Raw genomic sequence first — 22,306 nt, forward strand, 5'->3', positions numbered from 1 at the left:
GCCGCGTGCCGTTGCGCGCGGCGCTTCCTTTTTATACCGGACACTCCCACTGATGCGCCGCGCGCTGGTTATCGCACCGAACTGGATCGGTGACGCATTGATGGCGCAGCCGCTGCTGGCGCGGCTCGTGAAATTGCATCCGCGTATCGCGATCGACGCGGTCGCGCCGTCGTGGGTCGCGCCTGTGCTCGAACGCATGCCCGAGATCCGCGATGTCTACGCAACCGATCTCGCGCACGGCAAGCTGCAGTTGTGGCGCCGCTGGCAACTCGCGAGCGATCTGCGCGACGTCGGTTACGACGCTGCCTACGTGCTGCCGAATTCGCTGAAATCGGCGCTGATTCCGTGGCTGGCCGGCATTCCGCTACGCATCGGCTATAGCGGCGAGAATCGCCTCGGCCTGCTGAACGTGCGTCACGCGAATCCACGCAAAGACGAACGCCCGCCGATGGTCGATCAGTACGCGGCGCTCGCCTACGCACCGGGCGCGAAAGTCGCGGGCGATCTGCCGGCGCCGCGCCTCGAGACCGATCTGAACGAAGCGGCGCGTGTGTCGGCGCGCTTCAACCTCGATACGCGCGTGCCGCTGCTCGTGTTCTGTCCCGGCGCAGAATACGGTCCCGCGAAACGCTGGCCGCCCGAACATTTCGCGGCGCTCGCTCAGATGGTCGGCCAGTCGTTTCCGTACACGCAGATCGTCGCGCTCGGTTCGCCGAAAGACGCGCCGCTTGCGCAGGCCATCGCCGATCGCGCGTCGAATGTGCGCAACCTGTGCGGACAAACCGCGCTCGGCGAAGCCTGTGCGCTGATATCGCGCGCGAACGCCGTGGTCAGCAACGACTCGGGGCTGATGCACGTGGCAGCCGCGCTGCGCCGGCCGCTGGTCGCGGTGTACGGTTCAACCGACCCGCGCCACACGCCGCCCCTGTCGGACCTCGCGAAGGTACAATGGCTGCATCTCGAATGCAGTCCCTGTTTCCAGCGCGAGTGTCCGCTCGGGCATCTGAACTGTCTGCGGCAACTGGGCGCCGAACAGGTTTTCGGCGATCTGCGCGGCATGCTCGTCGCGCAACGCTGAACCGACCGCTGCCGCGTCCGCCCGCGGCATCATGTCCTTGCCTTACCGCACGGGCATCCTCGCGGAAGTCCGCAGACTGCTCCGACTACTGGAACGCAACCGCGCGCCGCGCACAAGAGACCGACCCGCCATGCCACGTTTTGCCCACATCTTCGAAGCCGCTGCGGATACCCTCAACGCCTATTACCAGGCGGTCGCGGAGGTCAATATCGACAGCTTGATGGGCTTGTGGATCGATGAGGAGTTCGTGAGCTGCATCTGCGCGGACGGCTCGCATCTGCATGGTCTCGACAGCATTCGCGCGGGGTTGTCGCTGCAACTCGAAGCAGCGCCGGTGTCGATCGAACCGCTCGATATCCGCGTGTACGACAGCCTCGGCACGGTCGTCTACGCGATCGCGGAAGCGCATCGCCCCGCCGACCAGACCGCCACCCCGGCGATGGTCTTCACCACCTACGTGATGGTTCACGAACGCGGCGAGTGGCGCATCGCGCACATTCACGCGAGCACCATGCCGAACGAAACAGCCAGCCAGTTCGCCACGAAGATGCGTCACGGCCAGGGCTCGCTGCACTGAGTCGATCGACACGAGGTAACGGTTCGGATGTGGCGATGAGCACGACGCACGACAACTCTCCTTCCTCCAGCCCGCGCGAAATATCGGCGGAGAACGCGCTGACGGATACGCAGTATCGCGCGCCGTTCTGGCTGCCGAACCGCCACGTGCAAACTATCGTGCCCGCGCTGTTCGGGCGGCCTCCCTCCGTTACTTACCGGCGCGAACGCTGGGACACTCCCGACGGCGATTTCATCGAACTGGACTGGGCCGATGCCCCGGCCGGTGCCGATGAGGATGCACCGCTCTTCGTGTTGTTCCACGGTCTTGAAGGCAGCTCCAGTTCTCATTACGCCCGTGCGCTGCTGCATGCCGCGCAGGCACGCGGCTGGCATGGCGTCGTGCCGCACTTCCGCAGCTGCAGCGGGCCGTTGAATCTGCTGCCGCGCTTCTATCATCTGGCGGACAGCAACGAAGTCGACTGGGTGCTGCGCCGGCTGCGCGCTACGCATCGCGGGCCGATCTTTGCCGCGGGTGTATCGCTGGGCGGCAACGTGCTGCTGCACTGGCTCGGCGAACGCAGGGAAGACGCGTCGTTCATCACGGCCGCCGCCGCTGTTTCCGCGCCGCTCGATGTGCATGCTGGCGGACGCGCGCTAATGAAGGGCTTCAATCTGATCTACACGCGCAACTTCCTGACGACGCTGAAGCAAAAGGCGCTGCAGAAGCTCGAGCAGTACCCTGGTCTGTTCGAGCGCGAACCGATGCTCGCGAGCCGCAACATGTACGAGTACGACAACATCGTTACTGCGCCGCTGCACGGCTTTCGCAACACGGAAGACTACTGGACCCGTGCCACCACGCGCCCGCTGTTGCCCGGCATCGCCGTGCCGACGCTTGTGCTCAACGCGCGCAATGACCCGTTCCTGCCGGCTGCGGTGCTGCCTGCGCAGCACGAAGTCTCGGCGGCCGTCGAACTCGACCAGCCGCATCACGGCGGCCACGTCGGCTTCATGACCGGACCGTTCCCTGGTCGCATCGACTGGCTGTCGCAGCGTGTGTTCGGTTATCTCGCACCGTTTGCTCCGGTTAATCGCCATGGATGAAATCGTTCGCGAAGCGCTCGTCAAATGGCCGAACGTGCCGCATTGCACGGGCTGGCTGCTGCTCGACCGACGCGGCAACTGGCGCATGCGCGACGAAGCGGCGCAGGCGCGCGGTGCGGCCGGCGAACCGATCCGTCATGTCGCGCTGCTCGGCTTTATCAATCGCAATTACGAATGCGACGCGCTCGGGCAATGGTTCTTCCAGAACGGGCCGCAGCGCGTGTATGTCGAGCTGGGTTATACGCCGTGGGTCGTGCGGCTTGCCGTCAGTGCGGAGGGGCCGCTCGTGCTCACCGATCAGGCAGGTAATGCATTCGAACCTGCCGCCGCGTGGCTCGACGATGAAGGCAGTGTGCTGTTCACCGACGCATCGTCGCCTGCGCGCATCGCCGTGCTGCACGATCACGATCTCGATCTGTTCTCGGCGCATGCAACGCTGAGCGAAGACGGCAGCGGCGGTGTTTTTGCGTGGCGTGCCGATGCGATGTTGTCGTTGCAATCGGTGCAACGTGGGGAGGTTGCGGGGCGCTTTGGTTTTGTTGCTAGTCCGGCGGCTCTCGCGGCGCAAGGGGCTCGGAGCGGCGCCTAGCCATTGCGCCTTATCCGCTGGCTTTATCGCTAGTCCCGCTGCTCTCGCGGCGAAAGAGATTCAAGGCGACGTCTCGCGCTCTGGTTCATCCGCTGTCCTTCTCATCCTGGCGCTCTTCCTTATAGCGCGTCTCGAAGTCGTGCAGACGCGCATCGATCGTCGCCAGATCGTAGTAGCCCACCGTCTTGTCGTCGCGCGCTTCCTTCAGTTGCCGGATCGCCGATGGCCACGCCCCTTCCAGCGCGAATTTCTCCGCCAGCGCGCGATGTTGCAGCAACGCATCGCCGGTACCCGCGCTCGCTTGCGCGAGGTAGCGCCACCATGCGGGCTGCTGCGGATCGGCACGCGTCTCCTGTAACGCGAGCGTCTGCGCATCCGCGAAACGGCGCGCGGTGAGCAGCGTCTGCAGGCGCATGTCGATGGCGGCGTGTGATTGCGGCCAGCGACGTTGTGCGCTTTCCGCGAGCCGCATCGCTTCGTCGTTGCGGCCTGCGCGACGTGCGATATCGACCGCGAGGATGTCGAGGCTCGGCGTACTGCGTACGGTGCTGCCTTCGCTCGCCTCGGTATCGCCGAAGTGCTTGCGCGCGGTATCGAGCGACGACGCCGCGTCGTCGTAACGCTCGAGCAGCATCTGCGCATACGCCACGCCGTACCAGTTCGCCGCGACGTTCAGCGCGGTCCGCTCGTCGAGCTCGGAGCGTAGTCGCGACATCTCGTCGGCGTAGTCGCTACGCGAGCGCTGCTGCAGCACCCGCACGCGCGCGCGAACAAAACCGTACTCGGGCGACTGACGCGGCTGACGGTACGGCGCGCGCCGCGCACGATCTTCCATGTCGGCGATGCGCTCGCCGGTGAGCGGATGGGTGCGCGCATACGGCGGCACACCCGCATCGCCCATCGACGCGCGATCGAGCCGCTCGAAGAACGCCGGCATACCGTACGGATCGTAGCCGGCGCCGGCAAGCAACTGGAAGCCGACGCGATCGGCTTCGTGTTCCGCGGAACGCGAGAAACGCAATTGACTGTCCACCGCGTACGCCTGTCCGCCGAACGCAATCGCACTGCCCAGATCGCCGCTGCGCGCGACGATGCCTGCGAGCACGCCGAACAACATCGCCGCCAGCGCGGCGTAGGCGTTGCGCTCACCGGTCGCGATCATGCGTGCGATATGCCGCTGTAACACGTGACCCATCTCGTGTCCGAGCACGGACGCGAGTTCGGATTCGGTCTGCGTCGTCACGATGAGCCCCGTGTTCACGCCGATAAAGCCGCCGGGCAACGAGAACGCGTTGATCTGCGGGTCGCGCATCGCGAACAGATCGAAGTCGGGACGATAGCCGCCGATGTACTGCGCGCTCGCTGCGGCCGCGAGTCGGGTTGCTACCGAATTCAGATAATCGCGCACGAGCCAGTCGTCGAGATAGGCAGGGTCGCGCCGCACTTCGCGCATCACGCGCTCGCCGAGTCTGCGTTCGGCCTGCGGTGTGAGCTTGCCGCCCGAGCCGTCGCCGAGGTCGGGCAGTTGCTGGCTGACGAGCGGCGCGCGCCAGCCGACGTTGGGGCCGGGCTTGCCGGAGAAGCGGCTTTCGGCACCGCCGTAGGTGCCGAAGACGCCATCGGCGATCGACGGTGGGACGATCGAGACTACGTATGAGTTGAGGGGGCCGATTTCGAGTGGGGGTCCGCTGTCGGATGTGCTGGCGGTCGTGCTAACGCCCGGGCTGCGACTATCGCCGGACGGTGTGATCGGTTGCGCCGCCGTATAAACGCCGGGTGGCATCAGTAGCGTGACGCACAGCAAGGCAGCGACAAACCGTTTCGGGCGCATTGCAGGTTCGGAATGGCGGAGTCGAAGACGAGGCTGCACGCGACGTGCGAGCCGGGCTTACAGTTATTGTAGCGAGCGTACTCGTCGCGTCATGTCGATTTGTGGGTGCCCGGCTACACTCGCGATACTTGCCCTCCCTACTATCGTCGCGTCGCACCCCAGCCTGTCGCTGTATGATAGGCGCCCTCTGAAGGAGCCCGACCATGCCCGAACTCACTCATTTCGACGCAGCCGGACAGGCGCATATGGTGGACGTCGGCGGCAAGCAGGAAACGAAACGCATCGCCGTCGCGCGCGGCTCGATCCGCATGCTGCCCGCCACGTTCGCGCTGATCCGCGACGGTCACGCAAAGAAAGGCGACGTGATCGGCGTCGCGCGAATCGCGGCGATCCAGGGTGCGAAGCGCACCGCGGATCTGATACCGCTGTGTCATCCGCTCGCGCTGACGCGCGTTGCCGTCGACTTCGCGCTCGACGAAGCGCTGCCGGGCGTGCATTGCACCGTGCAGGTGGAAACGTTCGGTCGTACCGGTGTCGAGATGGAAGCGCTGACCGCCGTGCAGGTGGGACTGCTGACGGTCTACGACATGTGCAAGGCGGTCGATCGCGGGATGACGATCACCGATGTGAAGGTGCAGGAAAAGCGTGGGGGGAAATCGGGGGATTGGAGTGTGGAGTGATTCAAACGATTGATCGGGAAGAAATTATCTTGTCTGAGATGATTTTTGAATCGCGCTAGTGCATTACTTGATCGCTAGCTGGACTGCACTGCGGGATCACGTTTTGGCTCGCTCTGCCTCAATCTTGTCCCGACGGAGTCAAAGCAATGGCGCCAATCCGCACGCATGATCGTGCCTGTATCTCTCCCACCGAGTCAGACGAGGCCGTGTGCACGCTCCGGTAGAAAGGATGTGCAACGGCCAGCACTAAAGGTGGAAGTAGAAACAGAGCAGGCGCTAACCTAACCCCGTTCAGTAGCTGAATCGCAACGCATAGCGACATCCTAGGGTCGCTTGTTAAACGGGATATCGAGTCCCATCGCCAAGCTCAGAAACGGCGATTGGGTTACTTCTCTCTCGATGACAACCGTTCAGTCGACGTCAGAGTGCAACCGACGAACTGTGTAAGCCAACGAGGCATTAACCCGCGTCCAGCGGAGAGATCCGATGCTCTCGCGTCGTATTCCGGCTACGCACACGAAGGCGTATGTGGGAGCTGGCGAGTGCTCTAGGGCCTCACGGAAATTCAGATCAAAGGACTGCGTACACCCCTTCTACTTGCCAACCCAAAGCACTGGAGGTCGGTCATAATGCAGACCAATTGCCACCACTTGTTCCCAGACTCACGGGCCGAGAGAGACCATGAAAATAACGCAATTCAGGATCAAAAATTTCCGGTCGATCGTTGATACCAATTGGTGCCCATTCTCACGAGATGGAGTAACCGTCTTCGTAGGTCAGAATGAAAGCGGTAAAACCTCGGTTCTAGATGCCCTCGGGACTACATTCTCCCGCGAGAACATCACGTCGGACGATGTAAGAGCTGGGGATCCATTGCCGGAGATATCACTACGCGTAGTTTGCACTTTCGCAGAAATAGAGCCTCACTTAGAGGGGCCGTCTGCACCTCAACTTAAAACGGTCCACGATTTCTGGGAAAAAACTAATGGAGAGGTAACAGTAATCTTCTCTTGGCACAACCAACGAGACACAAAAAAACCGTTCTATTGCACGATGTCTCTGTTGAATTGTGAAGAGCTTGAAATAACATTGAGCGAGCTTGCGCCCAAGACGACGATAACCGAACTACCCATAGTCGAACCACAATTACCGCCGCCAGCGTCAGCATCAGAGCTCACACCCGCGTCGGCGCCTCAACCTTTGCCCAGTTTAGAGGCACAGAGCAACCCGATCGAACCCTTCAGCATGGAGTCCGTTTGCAATGCGGTATATGACGCGGCTCCGCATTTCATCTTGTTCTCGGAGCAGTCAGGAATTTTGCCGAACGAGATAGAGCTAGATGAAAGGCATAACCCTACTGGAAATGGTGCTGGCGCAGCCCAGAATTACCTCTGGGCGGCAGGCATCGATTTACCGCAAATGCTCGCCAGTGATCGCCGGAGTCGAGAAAGCTCCATGATTCGAGCTAACGCCCGACTTACAACAGCGTTCAACTCCTTCTGGAGCCAAACAATAGGTAAAGCTACAAAGCTTTCTCTTGAATGCGAGATTAATTTTCACGAAAACCTCCCTAACGAATCCTCCGTTGCGGGTAAACCATATCTCGTCTTCTGGATCAGTGATGGTCACACACGGCTTTATCCAAGTCAGCGTAGCCAGGGTGTAAGGTGGTTCGCCTCATTTTTTTTGCAACTTAAAGCAGCCAAGCGATTGTACGACAGTGCCTTCTTTCTGCTAGACGAGCCTGGCGCCAATCTGCATTCAAAGGCACAAGCCGATGTTCTTCGGTTGGTAAATGATCTCAGGCATGAGATTCCTATCGTTTATTCGACGCACAGTCCGCATTTGATCGAGTACGAGCACCTTCATCGAATTCTCGCTGTACAACGCACTGGTAACGAAGAAGACAGTCCGACAACGATCCTCGATGCGCACAGACTCGGCGCGGCATCGACCGATACGCTTTCGCCGATATTAACGGCCATGGGGACAGACTTGGCGAGTCAACAAACGATACAACGACGACACAACGTATTGCTTGAAGAGGTTAGCGGATATTACTACATGCGTGCGTTTTGGAGGCTCACAGATCAAAAGCAGACTGCACATTTCCTAGCATCGACTGGAGTAAACAAATTACCGGCATTAGTTAACCTATTCCTTGGTTGGGGCTTGGAATTCATTACTGTTGTTGATGATGACAACCAAGGTCGAGGTGTGTTCAAGGGACTTCTCGAGGATTTGTATGGAGGCGACCAAGCCGCCGCGAACAAGGCAGTATTCAAATTGAAGGGATTCGACGGCATCGAAGATGTGTTTTCGAGTAATGACTTTAGGCGCTTTGTCCTAGGAGACGAGACTGCGGACATTTCGAATAAGAACACCGAGTATCTCAAGCGTGCCGGACGCTCGAAGCCGATTATGGCTCTGGAGTTCAAGTTGGCCGTCGAAAAAGGACAAATCCAATTTTCCCAATTGGAGGAGAGCACACAAAATGCCATCAAAGACGTCGTCAACGGCGTGGTATCGCGCCTAGCAGAGCCGATTGCAAAAGCTGCTGTCTAGAGGGCACCGGGGGACAATTGCCGCTTCGAGCAATCAATAGGCAAGGTCGCGCGACCAAGCATCACCATATTTTCTTGGCGGCGATATTCCGACCCAAGCGCTACCAACCTAATCCGGTAAAAGCAGCGCGAATACGATGGCCAATTCTTTAGAATCAATTCCCTTCGTATCTCGACGGACATGTGCAAGGCGGTCGATCGCGGGATGACGATCACCGATGTGAAGGTGCAGGAGAAGCGCGGAGGAAAATCGGGGGACTGGAGCGCGGACTGAGCGGAGCCCACGGCGCGCGTGCCGATCTGCCAGCACGCGCCTTACTTCATTTCAATCGTAGTCAATCATCGCTGTCGTCATCATCGTCATTGACGTCTTTCGGCGGCGTGCCGTACTTCTTCACCAGCGCGTCCTTGAAACTCCCAAGCGTCTTCTGCTGATCGCACAGGTCGTACAGGTAGCCCAGTTGCGACGGCCAGTCGTGCAACTCCCCGGCAAATATCTTCAGACGCTCGACGGTATCGAATGCGCCATTGGTGTCGCCGCTCAGCGCCTGTAGCACCGCGTAGCGACGCAATACCGTTTCGCCGGGCAGCAACGCAATCGCCTGCTTGTGCATGTCGAGCTTGTACCGTAGGTCCATCCCGTTGACCGGCAGCAGCGTCGCATACCCATACTCGCCCCACGCGCGGAACAGCCACGACGGATTCGCACGATACTGCTCGGCCGGCTTCGAACCGTAGTACAGCACTTCGGCGCGCGTGTAGTCGCGATACACCGGATACAGCGCCGCAATCCCGCCCAGCACGATCACGTAGAACACACCAAACGACGCGCGCCCCGGCACGAGCCGCAGCGGTCTCGTTTCGAGCAGACCGAAGATAAACATCGCCGGCAGCAGGAAGAACATGTACTGCTGCGGATACTCGACGAGCGCGTGCATCACCAGCACGCCGATCAACGCGATACCGAATACGCGCGCCGCCGTATGCGGCGCACGCAGCACCCGCACGAGCCACGCGATCAGTCCGAGCAGCACGATCGCGAGTCCGATCAGGCCGGTTTTCGCGAGCAGGTCGATGAAGATGTCGTGCGAGTTGTTGGCGATCTCGACGGCACCCAGTTGCTTCACGAGGTCGTACTGATAGCGCGGAAACTCGCCCCAACCGACACCGAGCAACGGATGCGTGTGGAACATCGTCCAGCCGTACTTCCACAGCGCGAGACGCGGCGCGATCTGGCTGGCGTCCTTGAAGCGGTCCGCGGCGGACTGCGCGAGTTCAAGGTGGTAATGCACATTGGCCCAGCGGACCGCTTCATTCACCGCGATAAACAGCACGGCGAGCGCGATCGGAATCAACCACGCGCGACCGCCGCGCTCGCGGCCCATGTTGCGGCGAGACTCCGCAAGCGCCATCCAGAAACCGGCGACGACGATCACCCCTATTTGCAACCACGGTCCACGCGACACGGTGAACGCGAGGCCCGCGGCGAACACCGTCGACAGCAGCGCCCAGATCACGACCGGCATCCTGCGCGTCTGCACGAGGAACAACGCACCGGCCATCGCAAACGAGATGTACGTGGCCAGATGGTTCGCCTGCGCCATGTTGCCGAACGGCCGCCGGTCGACGAGGATGCTGTACTCGACGACGAACGGCGACACTTTCCCTTCGAGGTGGAACAACTGGATCACCTGGCAGAACACCGCGAACAGCCCACCGACGATCAGCGCACCCGCCGCCGCCTCCAGCGCGGCTTCGGACATCTGCGCGCGCGCGAGGCCGTAACCCGCGTGCACCGCCATGAACGCCGCGAGCAGAAAGCCGGCGCCGAGCCAGTTCATCGAAGGTTGCGCGACCGGCAATACCACCGACTGCGCGGCCAGCAGCAACCCGAACGCGAGCGGCACGAGCGCGACCACCGGCGACGCGAACTTCACGCGCGGTCGCGCGGTGACGACAAGTATCGCCACCGCCGCACCAGTCAGCAGGTACAGCACCAACGCGACGAACTCGGCGTAGAAGGTCGGAATCGGGTACGTATGGCCGACCCATGCGTAAGGCAGGATCAACGCAACGGCCAGCAGAGTGAGAGAAAGAGAGCGCGCGAATGGGGTGGGCATGAGTAACCGGGGGCGTCAGCAACCGGCGCACTATATACAAAAAAATCCTCGTGCTGTGCGCCGGACGGCTGAAATCGACCCAAATTACCCGTATTTAACCGATTGAACGCGCGGCCCGGTCATGCGCGGCACTCGGGTGGGGCGAGATTCGACGTCAAGGTCGGGGCATCGGCGGGCGCGGGGCCTGAGCCCGGCGCCGACAAAGACGACGTGGTCTTGCCTCCGGCGAAGCACTCCCAGGTCATCGCGCCGGCTTGCACTGTGCCTCGCGTGAGGGCGACGCGGCCGGTCGGGGTATCGGCGTTGTCCGGCACCGACGGCACGAGCACCAGCGTATTCGAACCGGCAGGCGCTATGCGGGCGGTGTAGGTCATCGTGATCTGACCGCTGGCGTCGTCCACCTGTAGCGACTGGACATTGCGCGTGGCGGGTGGCGACGTGTAACCCGCACCGAATGCATTGCCGCTAGCGGCGTTCTCGGCGACCGCGAGGCGCGCCGAGGTCGCGAGCGCGAGGCCCTCGCCGACCCGGCTGCGCGCCAGATAGTCCTGATACGCGGGAATCGCATAAGCCGCGATCACGCCGACGATCGCGAGCACGATCATCAGTTCGATCAACGTGAAGCCGATCGGACGCGCGAATCTCGCGATCGTTGGGGCGACGCACCCTGGTGGTAGATGCGGGACGAGTCGTGCGAAGCGTGATTGACCACGCTCGGTGGCGCCGGTTTGCAAAGAGCGCGACGGAAGAAACAACGAGGGGACGGGAACGATCATCGGCGGGCTCCTGAAACGAAAACGCCTGCTCCGCGAATCGGAACAGGCGCTTCGATCGTAGCCAGCCGCCGGCCGCTTACCTAGCTGGCCGAACGGTCAGCGTTCGCCGTCAGGAATGCGTGCCGGGCGGCGTCTGCCCGGCCGCGCGCCGCGCGTTACGCCGGCGCAGCAGATAACCGACGATCACGACGAACAACGCCCCCGCGATCTCCATCCCGTAGATGGCTGCCGGTGCATCGAGCGCAGGCCAGCGGTCGCCGGCCGGATCGTTGATGATCAGGCCGCCCGCAATCCAGCCAAGCAGCGCCGCACCGAGCGTCACGACAATCGGGAAACGATCGAGCAGCTTCAGCACGATCTGGCTACCCCAGACGATCAGCGGAATGCTCACCACCAGACCGAAGATCACGAGCGCGATGCGGTGTTCCGGGTCCGCCTGCTCCGCCGCGCCGGCAATCGCGATCACGTTGTCGAGGCTCATCACCGCGTCGGCGACGATGATCGTCTTGATCGCGGCGACCAGTTTGTCGGCGGGTTTGACGCCGGCATGCGCGTCTTCGGCCGGCGCCATCAGACGCACGCCGATCCACAGCAGCAGCACACCGCCCGCGAATTTCAGCAGCGGCACGTCGAGCAGCACGACCGCGAATGCGATCAGCGCGACCCGCAGCACGATTGCCCCGACGGTGCCCCACAGGATGCCGCGAGCACGTTGCTGCGCCGGCAGATTGCGGCAGGCTAGCGCGATGACGACAGCATTGTCGCCACCGAGCAGGATGTCGATCACGATGATCTGGATGACTGCGCCCCAATGGAGCGTCGCGAAGAATTCGAGCATGGACGAAGAGTAGAAGGAAGCGCCGGACGAAGCCAACAAAAAAGCGAGGGAGCAATTGCTCGCTCCCTCGCTTTAGGACTTCGCTCTCACGAAAGGGTTTCGTAAGAGTATCAAAAATGCGCCGGCATGTGCGCCAATGATGCGAACAACGCGCCGGCCTATTTCGATTTAGAGCATCGCCTTCAGCAGACGCGCCATTTCCGATGGGTTCTTCGTGACCTTGATCCCGCAGGCGTCCATGATTTCCAGCTTCGCTTCGGCCGTATCGGCACCGCCCGAGATCAGCGCGCCGGCGTGGCCCATGCGCTTGCCCGGAGGCGCCGTGACACCGGCGATGAAGCCGACCACCGGCTTCTTCATGTTGTCCTTGATCCAGGTCGCAGCATTCGCTTCGTCCGGACCGCCGATCTCGCCGATCATGATGACCGCGTCCGTTTCCGGATCGTCGTTGAACATCTTCATCACGTCGATGTGCTTCAGACCGTTGATCGGATCGCCGCCGATCCCCACTGCCGACGACTGGCCAAGGCCAATCGCGGTCAGTTGGCCGACTGCTTCATACGTCAGCGTGCCCGAACGCGACACGACGCCGATGCGGCCCTTGCGGTGAATGTGACCCGGCATGATGCCGATTTTCAGTTCGTCCGGCGTGATCGTGCCCGGGCAGTTCGGTCCGAGCAGCAGCGTCTTGCGGTTTTCCGCACGCATACGGGCCTTGAGCTCGATCATGTCGCGCACAGGAATGCCTTCCGTGATGCAGATAGCGAGATCGAGGTCGGCCTCGACGGCTTCCCAGATCGCGGCGGCCGCGCCTGCGGGCGGGACGTAGATGACCGAGACGGTTGCGCCCGTTTCGGCCTTCGCTTCCTTGACGCTTGCGTAGATCGGAATGCCTTCGAAGTCTTCGCCGGCTTTCTTCGGGTTCACGCCCGCGACGTAGGCTTCGCGGCCGTTTGCGTATTCACGGCACGCACGCGTATGGAACTGACCGGTCTTGCCGGTAATGCCCTGCGTGATGACCTTGGTGTCTTTGTTGATCAGAATCGACATGTATTGACCTCTGTTCGTTTGTCCCGGCGCCAGCTGGCGTCGCGCGCGGCACGGCGAAACTGCTCGCCGGCGCCGCGTTCGCGCCGCCCTTCGTCACCGGTGATGGGCGCGCCCGGTTAAGCCTTGCCCGAAGCGGCTGCGACGACCTTCTGCGCAGCTTCTTCCATGCTGTCCGCGGCGATGATCGGCAGACCGGAGTCGGCGAGCATCTTCTTGCCGAGGTCCTCGTTCGTGCCCTTCATGCGGACCACGAGCGGCACCTTCAGCGACACGGCCTTCGACGCCGCAATCACGCCTTCCGCGATCACGTCGCAGCGCATGATGCCGCCGAAGATGTTGACCAGAATCGCCGTCAGATTCGGGTTCTTCAGCATGATCTTGAACGCTTCGGTGACCTTCTCGGTCGTCGCACCACCGCCGACGTCGAGGAAGTTCGCCGGTTCGCCGCCGAACAGCTTGATGGTGTCCATCGTCGCCATCGCGAGGCCTGCGCCGTTCACGAGACAGCCGATGTTGCCGTCGAGCGAGATGTACGCGAGGTCGAACTTCGACGCTTCGACTTCAGCCGGATCTTCTTCGTCCAGATCGCGGTACGCAACGATTTCCGGATGACGGAACAGTGCGTTCGAATCGAAGTTGAACTTCGCGTCGAGTGCGATCACCTTGCCGTCGCCGGTCAGGATGAGTGGGTTGATTTCGGCGAGCGATGCGTCGGTGTCCCAGAACGCCTTGTACAGGCCTTGCAGGATCGCGCGAGCTTGCGGCAGCGACGCGGCGGGCACGCCGATCTTCGTGGCGAGTTCGTCGGCTTCGGCGTCTTTCAGACCGGTTGCCGGATCGACAGCGATCTTGTGGATCAGCTCGGGCGTCTTTTCTGCGACTTCTTCGACGTCCATGCCGCCTTCGCTCGATGCCATCACGACGATCTTCTGCGACACGCGATCGATCACGAGGCCGACATACAGTTCCTTCTTGATGTCAGCGCCTTCTTCGATCAGCAGACGGTTCACCTTCTGGCCTTCCGGACCAGTCTGGTGCGTGACGAGCTGCATGCCGAGGATCTGGTTCGAGTACTCGCGAACCTGTTCCAGCGACTTCGCCACCTTCACGCCGCCACCCTTGCCACGGCCACCCGCGTGGATCTGAGCCTTCACGACCCATACCGGGCCGCCCAGCTCTTCAGCGGCCTTGACCGCATCATCCACCGAGAACACCGGTGTGCCGCGCGGTACCGCGACACCGAATTTCCGCAGGATTTCCTTACCCTGGTACTCGTGAATCTTCATGCGTGATTCCCTTCAGTCTGAGAGTTGGATTGAACTTGATTGCTGTTTTTATCGCTGGTGTCAGTCGTATCGTTTGCATTGGCTGCATTGGCTGCGGCGTTTGCGCACGGCTCGCCGGCTGCTGCGGCCCGAGCGGAGCGTGGCGCGTGGCCGTGCCAGCGCGGATAAAACTGTCGAACCGCCTCGCCATCGAATCGCAGCGCGTGGCAGCGACCGAGCTGGAAAGGCGGTTTGTCGATTGAACGGGTGGGTTGTGTGGTGCTGCTTGCGTTGTCTGTGCCGTTGCTTGCGTGACCTTCGCTGCCTTGCTCGTGCTTGCCGTCGGGGCCGCCGTTTTTCGTGTTCCAGACGTCACCCGCGAATGCCTGAATGGCCGCGGTAGGCAGGACTGCGCAGAGCTCGGTGAGATGCGTGCAGCCCGCGGTACCGGCCAGCAGGCGGGTAGCGTCGCGACGAAAGTTGTTGAGCAGATTGAGCCCGATGAGGGCGCGATAGGCGGAATTGGCGGTTTCGCACTGACCGGGATAGGGCACCCAGTCGGACGACGTTTCGGCGTCGACGACGGTGAGCTTGCTATCGATCGTGATGCGAAGCCAGAGTTCATGGATCGGCAGGCCATTGGGCCGGACACCCGACGCAAGCGCCACATCGCGTGGCTTCTGGTCGGTCAGGCACGCCTCGATGTCCCACAAGCCATCGGCACGCTCATAGGCTTCCGCATGGATTGCGCGACGGTGGCGCAACTGACGGGAGACGGGCGGGGAAAGCGGCATGCGGGACGGAAGGCCGGATTGGAAAACCGCCTGATTTTAGCATATCGAGTATTTGAGACATCTTGGAGTCAGCCGTGGGAGGCTGGCGGGCTGGACTTTCGCGCGATGTCTGCGGCGATGCAGCATCGTAGACGGCAACGCGAAGCAGCTAGTCGCCACTCCACTCGTCGTCGATGCCCTTCAGAATCTTTCCGATGATGGACTGAGAGAATCCGCGCGCCATCAGGAACCGCGCTTGCCTTGCGCGCTCGGCGACTGTGGCGGGAAGTGCACCATACTTTTTGCGCCAGACAGCCTGCGCCCGCGCCATTTCGGTTTCGCGCAACTGTGCGCCGGTTTCTTCGATCAGCGTCTGGCTCACCGCGTGGCGCTTCAACTCACTTACGATCCGGCTCGCTCCAACACGCGACGCCCTCCGATTGATCAGGCTTTCCGCAAAGCGCGAGTCGGAGAGCCAGCCATCGCGCTCGAGTTCGTCGAGCAATGCTTCGAGTGGATCGGCTTCGTCGGCGAACGGCATCAGCTTGCGCGAGAGTTCGGCGCGGCTGTATTCGCGGCGGGACAGGTAGCCGAGCGCTCGACCTTTTAGTGAGCGACCCGGACGCGTAGTGCGTGCGGTGGGGTCGGTGTCGGTGGATTTTGTGGCGGAACCTGACTCGTCACGAGCGCGACGCGAGCGGCTATAGACCGTTTCTGACGAAGAAGTATCGGCACCTGGGGCGCTCGCCCCATCTGGGCGATGCGAATCTCGAGCGGGCCGGGACCAGCCGGAAGATCGGCGGGTGCTTCTATCGGAGTTCAGACCCGCAGCGCGGTCGTGATCGTCGAAAGACTCGAATGGATCAGCCGATGAATCAGACGCAGCCGCGGGACCGGATGATCCACGCGACCCGTCATCACGCTGGCCGCCGGCGCGCCTTGTATCGGACACCGGCCGGCCCTTGCGTATCACGCGACGATTACTCCTCTTCGTCGGCGACTTCAGCAGCGGCGCCAACAGGTGCAGCGGACGCCATCGCGTTCACACCGAGCGATTCACGAATACGGTTTTCGATTTCACGCGCGATGTCCGGATTTTCACGCAGGAATTCGCGAGCGTTGTCTTTGCCCTGGCCGATACGATCACCGTTATAGCTGTACCAGGCACCCGCCTTGTCGACGATCTTGGCCTGCACGCCCAGGTCGATGACTTCGCCCTGACGCGAAATACCCTCGCCATACAGAATGTCGAAAATCGCTTCGCGGAACGGCGGCGCCACCTTGTTCTTGACCACCTTCACGCGCGTCTCGTTGCCGATCACTTCATCGTTCTTCTTGATCGAACCGATACGGCGGATATCCAGACGCACCGACGCATAGAACTTCAGCGCGTTACCGCCCGTCGTGGTTTCCGGATTGCCAAACATCACACCGATCTTCATCCGGATCTGGTTGATGAAGATGACGAGGCAGTTGGTCCGCTTGATCGTGCCGGTCAGCTTGCGCAGTGCCTGCGACATCAACCGTGCCTGCAAGCCCGGCAGCGAATCGCCCATCTCGCCTTCGATTTCGGCCTTCGGCACCAGTGCCGCCACCGAGTCGATCACGATCATGTCGATCGAGCCCGAGCGCACCAGCGCGTCGGCGATTTCGAGCGCCTGTTCGCCGGTATCCGGCTGCGACACCAGCAGGTCGGACACGTTGACGCCAAGCTTGCCCGCGTACTGGATGTCGAGCGCGTGTTCCGCGTCGATAAACGCCGCCGTGCCGCCGATCTTCTGCATTTCGGCAATGACCTGCAGCGTCAATGTGGTTTTACCCGACGATTCCGGCCCGTAGATTTCGACCACCCGGCCGCGCGGCAAACCGCCGACGCCCAGTGCGATGTCGAGCCCCAGCGAACCCGTGGAGACCACCTGGATGTCCTCGACCGCTTCCCCAGCGCCGAGCCGCATGACCGACCCCTTGCCGAACTGCTTTTCGATCTGCGCGAGCGCGGCGGCAAGCGCCTTGCTCTTCTCAGCAGTCAGTCCAGCCGGGCCTTTCTTGCTTTCTTCCATGAATCGTCCTTTGCTATGATGATCGGCGTCTGAGGTGGTGGAGCAACCTGTTTTACCAGGTTGCACACCGAACGCAGATACTGTATAAAAAAACAGTAGTTTTGGCAAGCCCGGAATTGAAGTTGCGCGCACGCCACGTCACGCTATGTCACGGCGCACGCGTCCAACCGGACCGCCAACACTACCCACAAGATTTCCGGAGACCGCTGCGCGCCAGGTGCATCCCCGGCGCCGGCAATGCCAGGCTGGACGCACCATGCGAATTCTGATTGCCGAAGACAACAGCATACTCGCGGACGGTGTCGTTCGATCACTCCGCCAATCGGCCTATGCCGTCGACCACGTGAAGAACGGCGTCGAAGCCGATACCGCCCTGTCGATGCAAACCTTCGACCTGCTTATCCTGGATTTAGGATTACCGCGCATGTCCGGGCTTGAAGTGCTGCGCCGCCTGCGCGCGCGCAATTCGAACCTGCCAGTGCTGATACTGACGGCCGCCGACAGCGTCGACGAACGGGTGAAGGGCCTCGATCTCGGCGCCGACGACTACATGGCCAAACCGTTTGCACTCAACGAGCTCGAAGCACGCGTGCGCGCGCTGACGCGGCGCGGCGCGGGGGGCGGTCCGACGGTAGTGCGGCATGGTGCGCTGTCGTTCGATCAGGTGGGTCGGATTGCCTGTATCAACGAGCAGGTGGTCGAGTTGTCGGCACGCGAACTCGGCCTGCTCGAAGTGCTGCTGCAGCGAGTCGGCCGGCTCGTCTCGAAGGAACAACTGGTCGATCACCTGTGCGAATGGGGCGAGGAAGTCAGCAACAACGCCATCGAGGTCTACGTTCACCGGCTGCGCAAAAAACTGGAGCCGGGCGGCGTACGCATCGCCACGGTGCGCGGCCTCGGCTACTGCCTTGAGAAAGCCGCGCCGGTTGCCGCCGCCGCAGGCGAGCCGCAGGCGTTTGCCAACACCCCAAACACCGCCGAGCCCGCACCACCGGCATCGCCCGGAATGCCGGCCAACCAGCACTATAGATAGACGGCAACGTATTCATGCCCGCCCGCGCAGACCGCGCCACTGCGCCCATCGCCCCTTCGGCGGATCTCGACGAAGCGCGCGACGCCAGCTACGCCAACCCGTTCGCCCCACCCGACGAAACCGAAGCCGCCGCGGCGGCGCGCCCGCGCTCGCTGTTCGGCGAGATTCTCGACTGGATGCTGGCGCCGCTTCTGCTGCTGTGGCCGATGAGCATCGCGGTCACGTATCTGGTCGCCAAATCGATTGCCAACGGCCCGTTCGATCGCGCGCTCGAAACCGACGCTTACGTGCTGGCGCGCCAGATCCATCCGGTGAACGGCGTCGCCGAGCTGTCGCTGCCCGATTCGACGCGCGAATTCCTGCGCGCGGACAACATCGATAACGTGTTCTTCCAGGTGCTCGGTACGCGCGGCGAACTGGTCGCCGGCGACCGCGACATGCCGTTGCCGCACGAAGAAGACCGGCCGCAGCCCGGCCTCGTCGAATTCCGCGACGAAGTGCTGCGCGGCAGCGACATCCGCGTCGCCTACACGACCGTCGAGTTTCCGCAGACACCCGGTGCCCAGCCCGTGCTCGTCCAGGTCGCCGAGACGCTCGACAAGCGCAGCCAGCTCGCGAACGACATCATCAAAGGCGTGATCCTGCCGCAGTTCGTGATCCTGCCGCTGGCGATCGTGCTCGTGTGGTTCGGGTTGTCGCGCGGACTGGCGCCGCTGCATGCGCTGCAGTCGCATATCCGCTCCCGCCGCCCCGACGATCTCTCGCCACTCGAAGCGCGGCGCGCGCCGCCGGAGATCGAGCCGCTCGTCACGTCGTTCAACGATCTGCTGACGCGCCTCGAACAGAACATGGAGCTGCAAAAGCGCTTCATCGCGGACGCCGCGCATCAGATGAAGACACCGCTCGCCGGACTGCGGACCCAGGCCGAACTGGCGCTGCGCCAGAACGCGCCCGCCGAAGTCCATCGCTCGCTCGAACAGATCGCGACGAGTTCCGAGCATGCCGCGCGGCTCGTCACGCAACTGCTCGCGCTGGCCCGCGCGGAAAACCGTATGTCCGGACAGATCTTCACGCCGGTCGAAATCACCGAAGTGGCCCGGCATGCCGTACGCGACTGGGTGCAGCCGGCGCTCGCGAAGCAGATGGATCTCGGCTACGAAGGCCCCGACGAACCGGTCGCAGTAGACGGCAATCCGGTCATGCTGCGCGAGATGCTGTCGAACCTGATCGACAACGCCATTCGCTATACGCCGGCCGGCGGACGCATCACCGTGCGGGTGCGTGCCGAACCGGCGGCGCAGCGTGTGCATCTGGAAGTCGAAGACACCGGCATCGGCATTCCGGCCGCCGAGCGTGAGCGCGTGGTCGAGCGGTTCTACCGGATTCTCGGCCGCGAGGGAGACGGCAGCGGGCTCGGTCTTGCGATCGTGCGGGAGATCGCCGCGATGCACGGCGGCACGCTCGCCATCGAGGATCATGTCTACCAGCACGCGCCCCAGCTTGCGGGCACGCTCGTGCGTGTCAGCCTGACTATGCTGAAACGGGCACCGGACTTACCCTAGGGCGTCCGCCGGGAAGTAGCTACCCCACTAACAGAAACACCACAATAAGAGCAAATTTGCCGAACAAGCCGCATCTATCGCGGGAAATAGAACCATTTTGACGACCGGGCAACCGTCCCGATTTTTGAGACGTCACGTCAGTAGGCAGTAAGTTTCCGCTCCAATAATCGGTGCACGTGCGGCCTGACCGGGGTGAACGCGCACGCATATCAACATGGAGACAGTACATGGCTAGCGTCAGCGGACAAATTTCGCATGCGCCAATGACACGCGAGGAGAAGAAGGTCATCTTCGCATCGTCGCTAGGCACCGTTTTCGAGTGGTACGACTTCTATCTGGCCGGGTCGCTGGCTGCCTTTATCAGCAAGAGCTTCTTTTCCGGCGTCAATCCGACCGCCGCCTTCATCTTCACGCTACTCGGCTTCGCCGCGGGCTTCGCGGTGCGACCGTTCGGCGCGATCGTGTTCGGCCGGCTCGGCGACATGGTGGGACGCAAGTACACCTTCCTCGTGACGATCGTGATCATGGGCCTGTCGACCTTCGTGGTCGGCTTCCTGCCTGGTTACGCGACGATCGGCATTGCATCGCCGGTGATCTTCATCGCGATGCGGCTGCTGCAAGGTCTTGCGCTCGGCGGCGAATACGGCGGCGCGGCGACCTACGTCGCCGAACATGCACCGGCGAACCGGCGCGGCTTCTATACGTCGTGGATCCAGACGACCGCTACGCTCGGGCTGTTCCTGTCGCTGCTGGTGATCGTCGGTATCCGGACTTCGATCGGTGAAGATGCGTTCGGCGCATGGGGCTGGCGCGTGCCGTTCCTCGCCTCGATCATCCTGCTGGGCGTGTCGGTGTGGATCCGGATGCAGCTGAACGAGTCCCCGGCGTTCGCACGCATCAAGGCTGAAGGCAAGACGTCGAAGGCACCGCTGAGCGAAGCGTTCGGCCAATGGAAGAACCTGAAGATCGTGATTCTGGCGCTGGTCGGGCTGACCGCCGGCCAGGCGGTGGTCTGGTACACCGGCCAGTTCTACGCACTGTTTTTCCTGACGCAGACGCTCAAGGTGGACGGCACCAGCGCCAATATCCTGATCGCGCTGGGCCTGCTGATCGGCACACCGTTCTTCGTGTTCTTCGGTTCGCTGTCGGACCGTATCGGTCGCAAGCCGATCATTCTGGCCGGCTGCCTGATCGCGGCGCTGACCTACTTCCCGTTGTTCAAGGCGCTCACGCACTATGCGAACCCGGCGCTGGAAGCCGCGACTCAACAGTCGCCGATCGTCGTGATCGCAGATCCGACCGAGTGTTCGTTCCAGTTCAACCCGGTGGGCACGGCGAAGTTCACGAGTTCGTGCGACATCGCCAAGGGCGCGCTCTCGAAGGCCGGTCTGAACTACGACAACGTGGCCGCGCCGGCGGGAACGCTGGCGCAGATCAAAGTAGGCGATACGGTCGTCAACACCTATGACGGCAAGGCCGCCGACGCGAAGGATCAGGCCAAGGCATTCGACAAGACGCTCGGCAGCACGCTGAAGACCGCAGGCTATCCAGCGAAGGCCGATCCAGCGCAGTTGAACTGGCCGATGACCGTGGTGATCCTGACGATCCTCGTGATCTTCGTGACGATGGTGTACGGACCAATCGCGGCGATGCTCGTGGAGATGTTCCCGACGCGCATCCGCTATACGTCGATGTCGCTGCCGTATCACATCGGCAATGGATGGTTCGGCGGCTTCCTGCCAGCGACCGCGTTCGCGATCGTCGCGGCGAAGGGCAATATTTACTCGGGGTTGTGGTATCCGATCGTGATCGCGCTGGCGACCTTCGTGATCGGTCTGATTTTCGTGAAGGAGACCAAGGACTCCAATATCTACGCCAGCGATTGAGACTAAGGCGTCGGGCTACGGCCCGGAGCGGAGTTCTGCAATGTGACGGCCGGGGGTTGACAGCCCCCGGCGTCGTCTTCATAATCTCGCCTCTCATATGGCGAATTAGCTCAGCCGGTTAGAGCGACGGAATCATAATCCGCAGGTCCGGGGTTCGAATCCCTGATTCGCCACCAGTTTCGACGCGAAGGCCCGCATTCTCTGGATGCGGGCCTTTTGCTTTGCGCGCGTGGTTAAGCCATCTTGTGGGCCATCCCGCCCTATGCCCCCAGTTGCCTCATCTTTGCAAAAACCGCTTCGGCGTTTAACCTTCGGCTCACTCGCGGCTCCACAAGGAGGAAAAAGCGCTCGACGATACGGCGCGCACGATCACAGTCAAGAGCAGACCCTCGTGGACTTCGCAAAGCAAATCTGCTCGTGGTCGATCGACGGCTACGCGATCAAGGACACCGTAGCCCACAAAAATGCGCTCATAGAGGAAGGCTGTTGATTTCCACCGAGTCTTAACCCACCGATTTCATCTAAATCTGACCCACCCC

18 protein-coding genes, 1 tRNA gene and 1 pseudogene are annotated in these 22,306 nt (G+C 62.0%); 11 read left to right on the plus strand and 9 right to left on the minus strand.

What is annotated here, in order from left to right; genetic code table 11:
* Window positions 1-52: 52 nt before the first annotated feature.
* From waaF to M0D65_RS07095, 4 genes are all read left to right on the plus strand, one after another.
* Window positions 53-1,078, plus strand: a complete 1,026-nt coding sequence (waaF, locus tag M0D65_RS07080) for a lipopolysaccharide heptosyltransferase II (RefSeq protein WP_266252010.1) — start codon at window positions 53-55, stop codon at window positions 1,076-1,078.
* Between the two features lie 130 nt (window positions 1,079-1,208).
* Window positions 1,209-1,655: a nuclear transport factor 2 family protein gene (locus tag M0D65_RS07085; protein WP_091011128.1), complete on the plus strand. Its 447-nt coding sequence runs from the start codon at window positions 1,209-1,211 to the stop codon at window positions 1,653-1,655.
* A 35-nt stretch (window positions 1,656-1,690) separates the two neighbouring features.
* Window positions 1,691-2,740, plus strand: coding sequence for a hydrolase (locus M0D65_RS07090; protein WP_266252011.1), 1,050 nt, complete (start codon window positions 1,691-1,693; stop codon window positions 2,738-2,740).
* Window positions 2,733-3,329 carry a DUF2946 family protein gene (locus M0D65_RS07095; RefSeq protein ID WP_266252012.1) on the plus strand — a complete coding sequence of 199 codons (597 nt, stop codon included), beginning with the start codon at window positions 2,733-2,735 and terminating at the stop codon, window positions 3,327-3,329. Before M0D65_RS07090 ends, M0D65_RS07095 begins: the two co-directional genes overlap by 8 nt.
* Window positions 3,330-3,414: 85 nt before the next feature.
* Here the strand turns inward: M0D65_RS07095 and M0D65_RS07100 are convergent, their stop codons facing one another.
* Entirely contained in the window at window positions 3,415-5,160 is a 1,746-nt protein-coding gene (locus M0D65_RS07100; protein WP_266252013.1) for a M48 family metalloprotease, read from the minus strand.
* 203 nt (window positions 5,161-5,363) lie between these two features.
* On the opposite strand from M0D65_RS07100, the gene moaC (M0D65_RS07105) reads away from it, so the two are divergent.
* The 3 genes and pseudogenes from moaC (M0D65_RS07105) to moaC (M0D65_RS07115) form a co-directional block, all read left to right on the plus strand.
* Window positions 5,364-5,840 carry a cyclic pyranopterin monophosphate synthase MoaC gene (moaC, locus tag M0D65_RS07105; protein WP_266252014.1) on the plus strand — a complete coding sequence of 159 codons (477 nt, stop codon included), beginning with the start codon at window positions 5,364-5,366 and terminating at the stop codon, window positions 5,838-5,840.
* Window positions 5,841-6,521: 681 nt separating this feature from the next.
* Entirely contained in the window at window positions 6,522-8,405 is a 1,884-nt protein-coding gene (locus M0D65_RS07110) for an ATP-dependent endonuclease (RefSeq protein WP_266252015.1), read from the plus strand.
* A 177-nt stretch (window positions 8,406-8,582) separates the two neighbouring features.
* Window positions 8,583-8,678 (plus strand): annotated as a pseudogene (gene moaC, locus M0D65_RS07115) (cyclic pyranopterin monophosphate synthase MoaC); the annotation flags it as partial.
* Between the two features lie 61 nt (window positions 8,679-8,739).
* Here the strand turns inward: moaC (M0D65_RS07115) and M0D65_RS07120 are convergent.
* The 8 genes from M0D65_RS07120 to recA form a co-directional block, all read right to left on the minus strand.
* Window positions 8,740-10,524, minus strand: coding sequence for a PglL family O-oligosaccharyltransferase (locus M0D65_RS07120; protein ID WP_266252016.1), 1,785 nt, complete (start codon window positions 10,522-10,524; stop codon window positions 8,740-8,742).
* A 119-nt stretch (window positions 10,525-10,643) separates the two neighbouring features.
* Entirely contained in the window at window positions 10,644-11,174 is a 531-nt protein-coding gene (locus M0D65_RS07125; protein WP_308076591.1) for a pilin, read from the minus strand.
* Window positions 11,175-11,409: 235 nt separating this feature from the next.
* Window positions 11,410-12,138 carry a TerC family protein gene (locus M0D65_RS07130; protein ID WP_266252017.1) on the minus strand — a complete coding sequence of 243 codons (729 nt, stop codon included), beginning with the start codon at window positions 12,136-12,138 and terminating at the stop codon, window positions 11,410-11,412.
* Window positions 12,139-12,306: 168 nt separating this feature from the next.
* On the minus strand, window positions 12,307-13,188 hold the full coding sequence (gene sucD, locus M0D65_RS07135; RefSeq protein WP_266252018.1) for a succinate--CoA ligase subunit alpha: 882 nt from the start codon (window positions 13,186-13,188) through the stop codon (window positions 12,307-12,309).
* 116 nt (window positions 13,189-13,304) lie between these two features.
* Complete coding sequence (gene sucC / locus M0D65_RS07140) at window positions 13,305-14,474, minus strand: ADP-forming succinate--CoA ligase subunit beta (RefSeq protein WP_091011119.1); 1,170 nt, start codon at window positions 14,472-14,474, stop codon at window positions 13,305-13,307.
* Window positions 14,471-15,247 carry a DUF2889 domain-containing protein gene (locus M0D65_RS07145; RefSeq protein WP_266252019.1) on the minus strand — a complete coding sequence of 259 codons (777 nt, stop codon included), beginning with the start codon at window positions 15,245-15,247 and terminating at the stop codon, window positions 14,471-14,473. Before M0D65_RS07145 ends, sucC begins: the two co-directional genes overlap by 4 nt.
* Window positions 15,248-15,395: 148 nt before the next feature.
* On the minus strand, window positions 15,396-16,199 hold the full coding sequence (recX, locus tag M0D65_RS07150) for a recombination regulator RecX (protein WP_266252046.1): 804 nt from the start codon (window positions 16,197-16,199) through the stop codon (window positions 15,396-15,398).
* Between the two features lie 7 nt (window positions 16,200-16,206).
* A complete protein-coding gene (gene recA / locus M0D65_RS07155) occupies window positions 16,207-17,286 on the minus strand; it encodes a recombinase RecA (RefSeq protein ID WP_091011117.1) in 1,080 nt (359 codons plus the stop codon).
* A 256-nt stretch (window positions 17,287-17,542) separates the two neighbouring features.
* Between recA and M0D65_RS07160 the strand changes: the two genes are divergently transcribed.
* From M0D65_RS07160 to M0D65_RS07175, 4 genes are all read left to right on the plus strand, one after another.
* Window positions 17,543-18,319: a response regulator transcription factor gene (locus M0D65_RS07160; protein ID WP_091011116.1), complete on the plus strand. Its 777-nt coding sequence runs from the start codon at window positions 17,543-17,545 to the stop codon at window positions 18,317-18,319.
* A 14-nt stretch (window positions 18,320-18,333) separates the two neighbouring features.
* Window positions 18,334-19,881, plus strand: a complete 1,548-nt coding sequence (locus M0D65_RS07165) for a sensor histidine kinase N-terminal domain-containing protein (RefSeq protein WP_266252020.1) — start codon at window positions 18,334-18,336, stop codon at window positions 19,879-19,881.
* Between the two features lie 227 nt (window positions 19,882-20,108).
* Complete coding sequence (locus M0D65_RS07170) at window positions 20,109-21,767, plus strand: MFS transporter (protein WP_091011114.1); 1,659 nt, start codon at window positions 20,109-20,111, stop codon at window positions 21,765-21,767.
* A 99-nt stretch (window positions 21,768-21,866) separates the two neighbouring features.
* Window positions 21,867-21,943 (plus strand) — tRNA-Met (locus tag M0D65_RS07175).
* Window positions 21,944-22,306 lie beyond the last annotated feature (363 nt).

This window comes from Paraburkholderia sp. CHISQ3 (genome assembly GCF_030464945.1).
Classification (GTDB): domain Bacteria; phylum Pseudomonadota; class Gammaproteobacteria; order Burkholderiales; family Burkholderiaceae; genus Paraburkholderia; species Paraburkholderia megapolitana.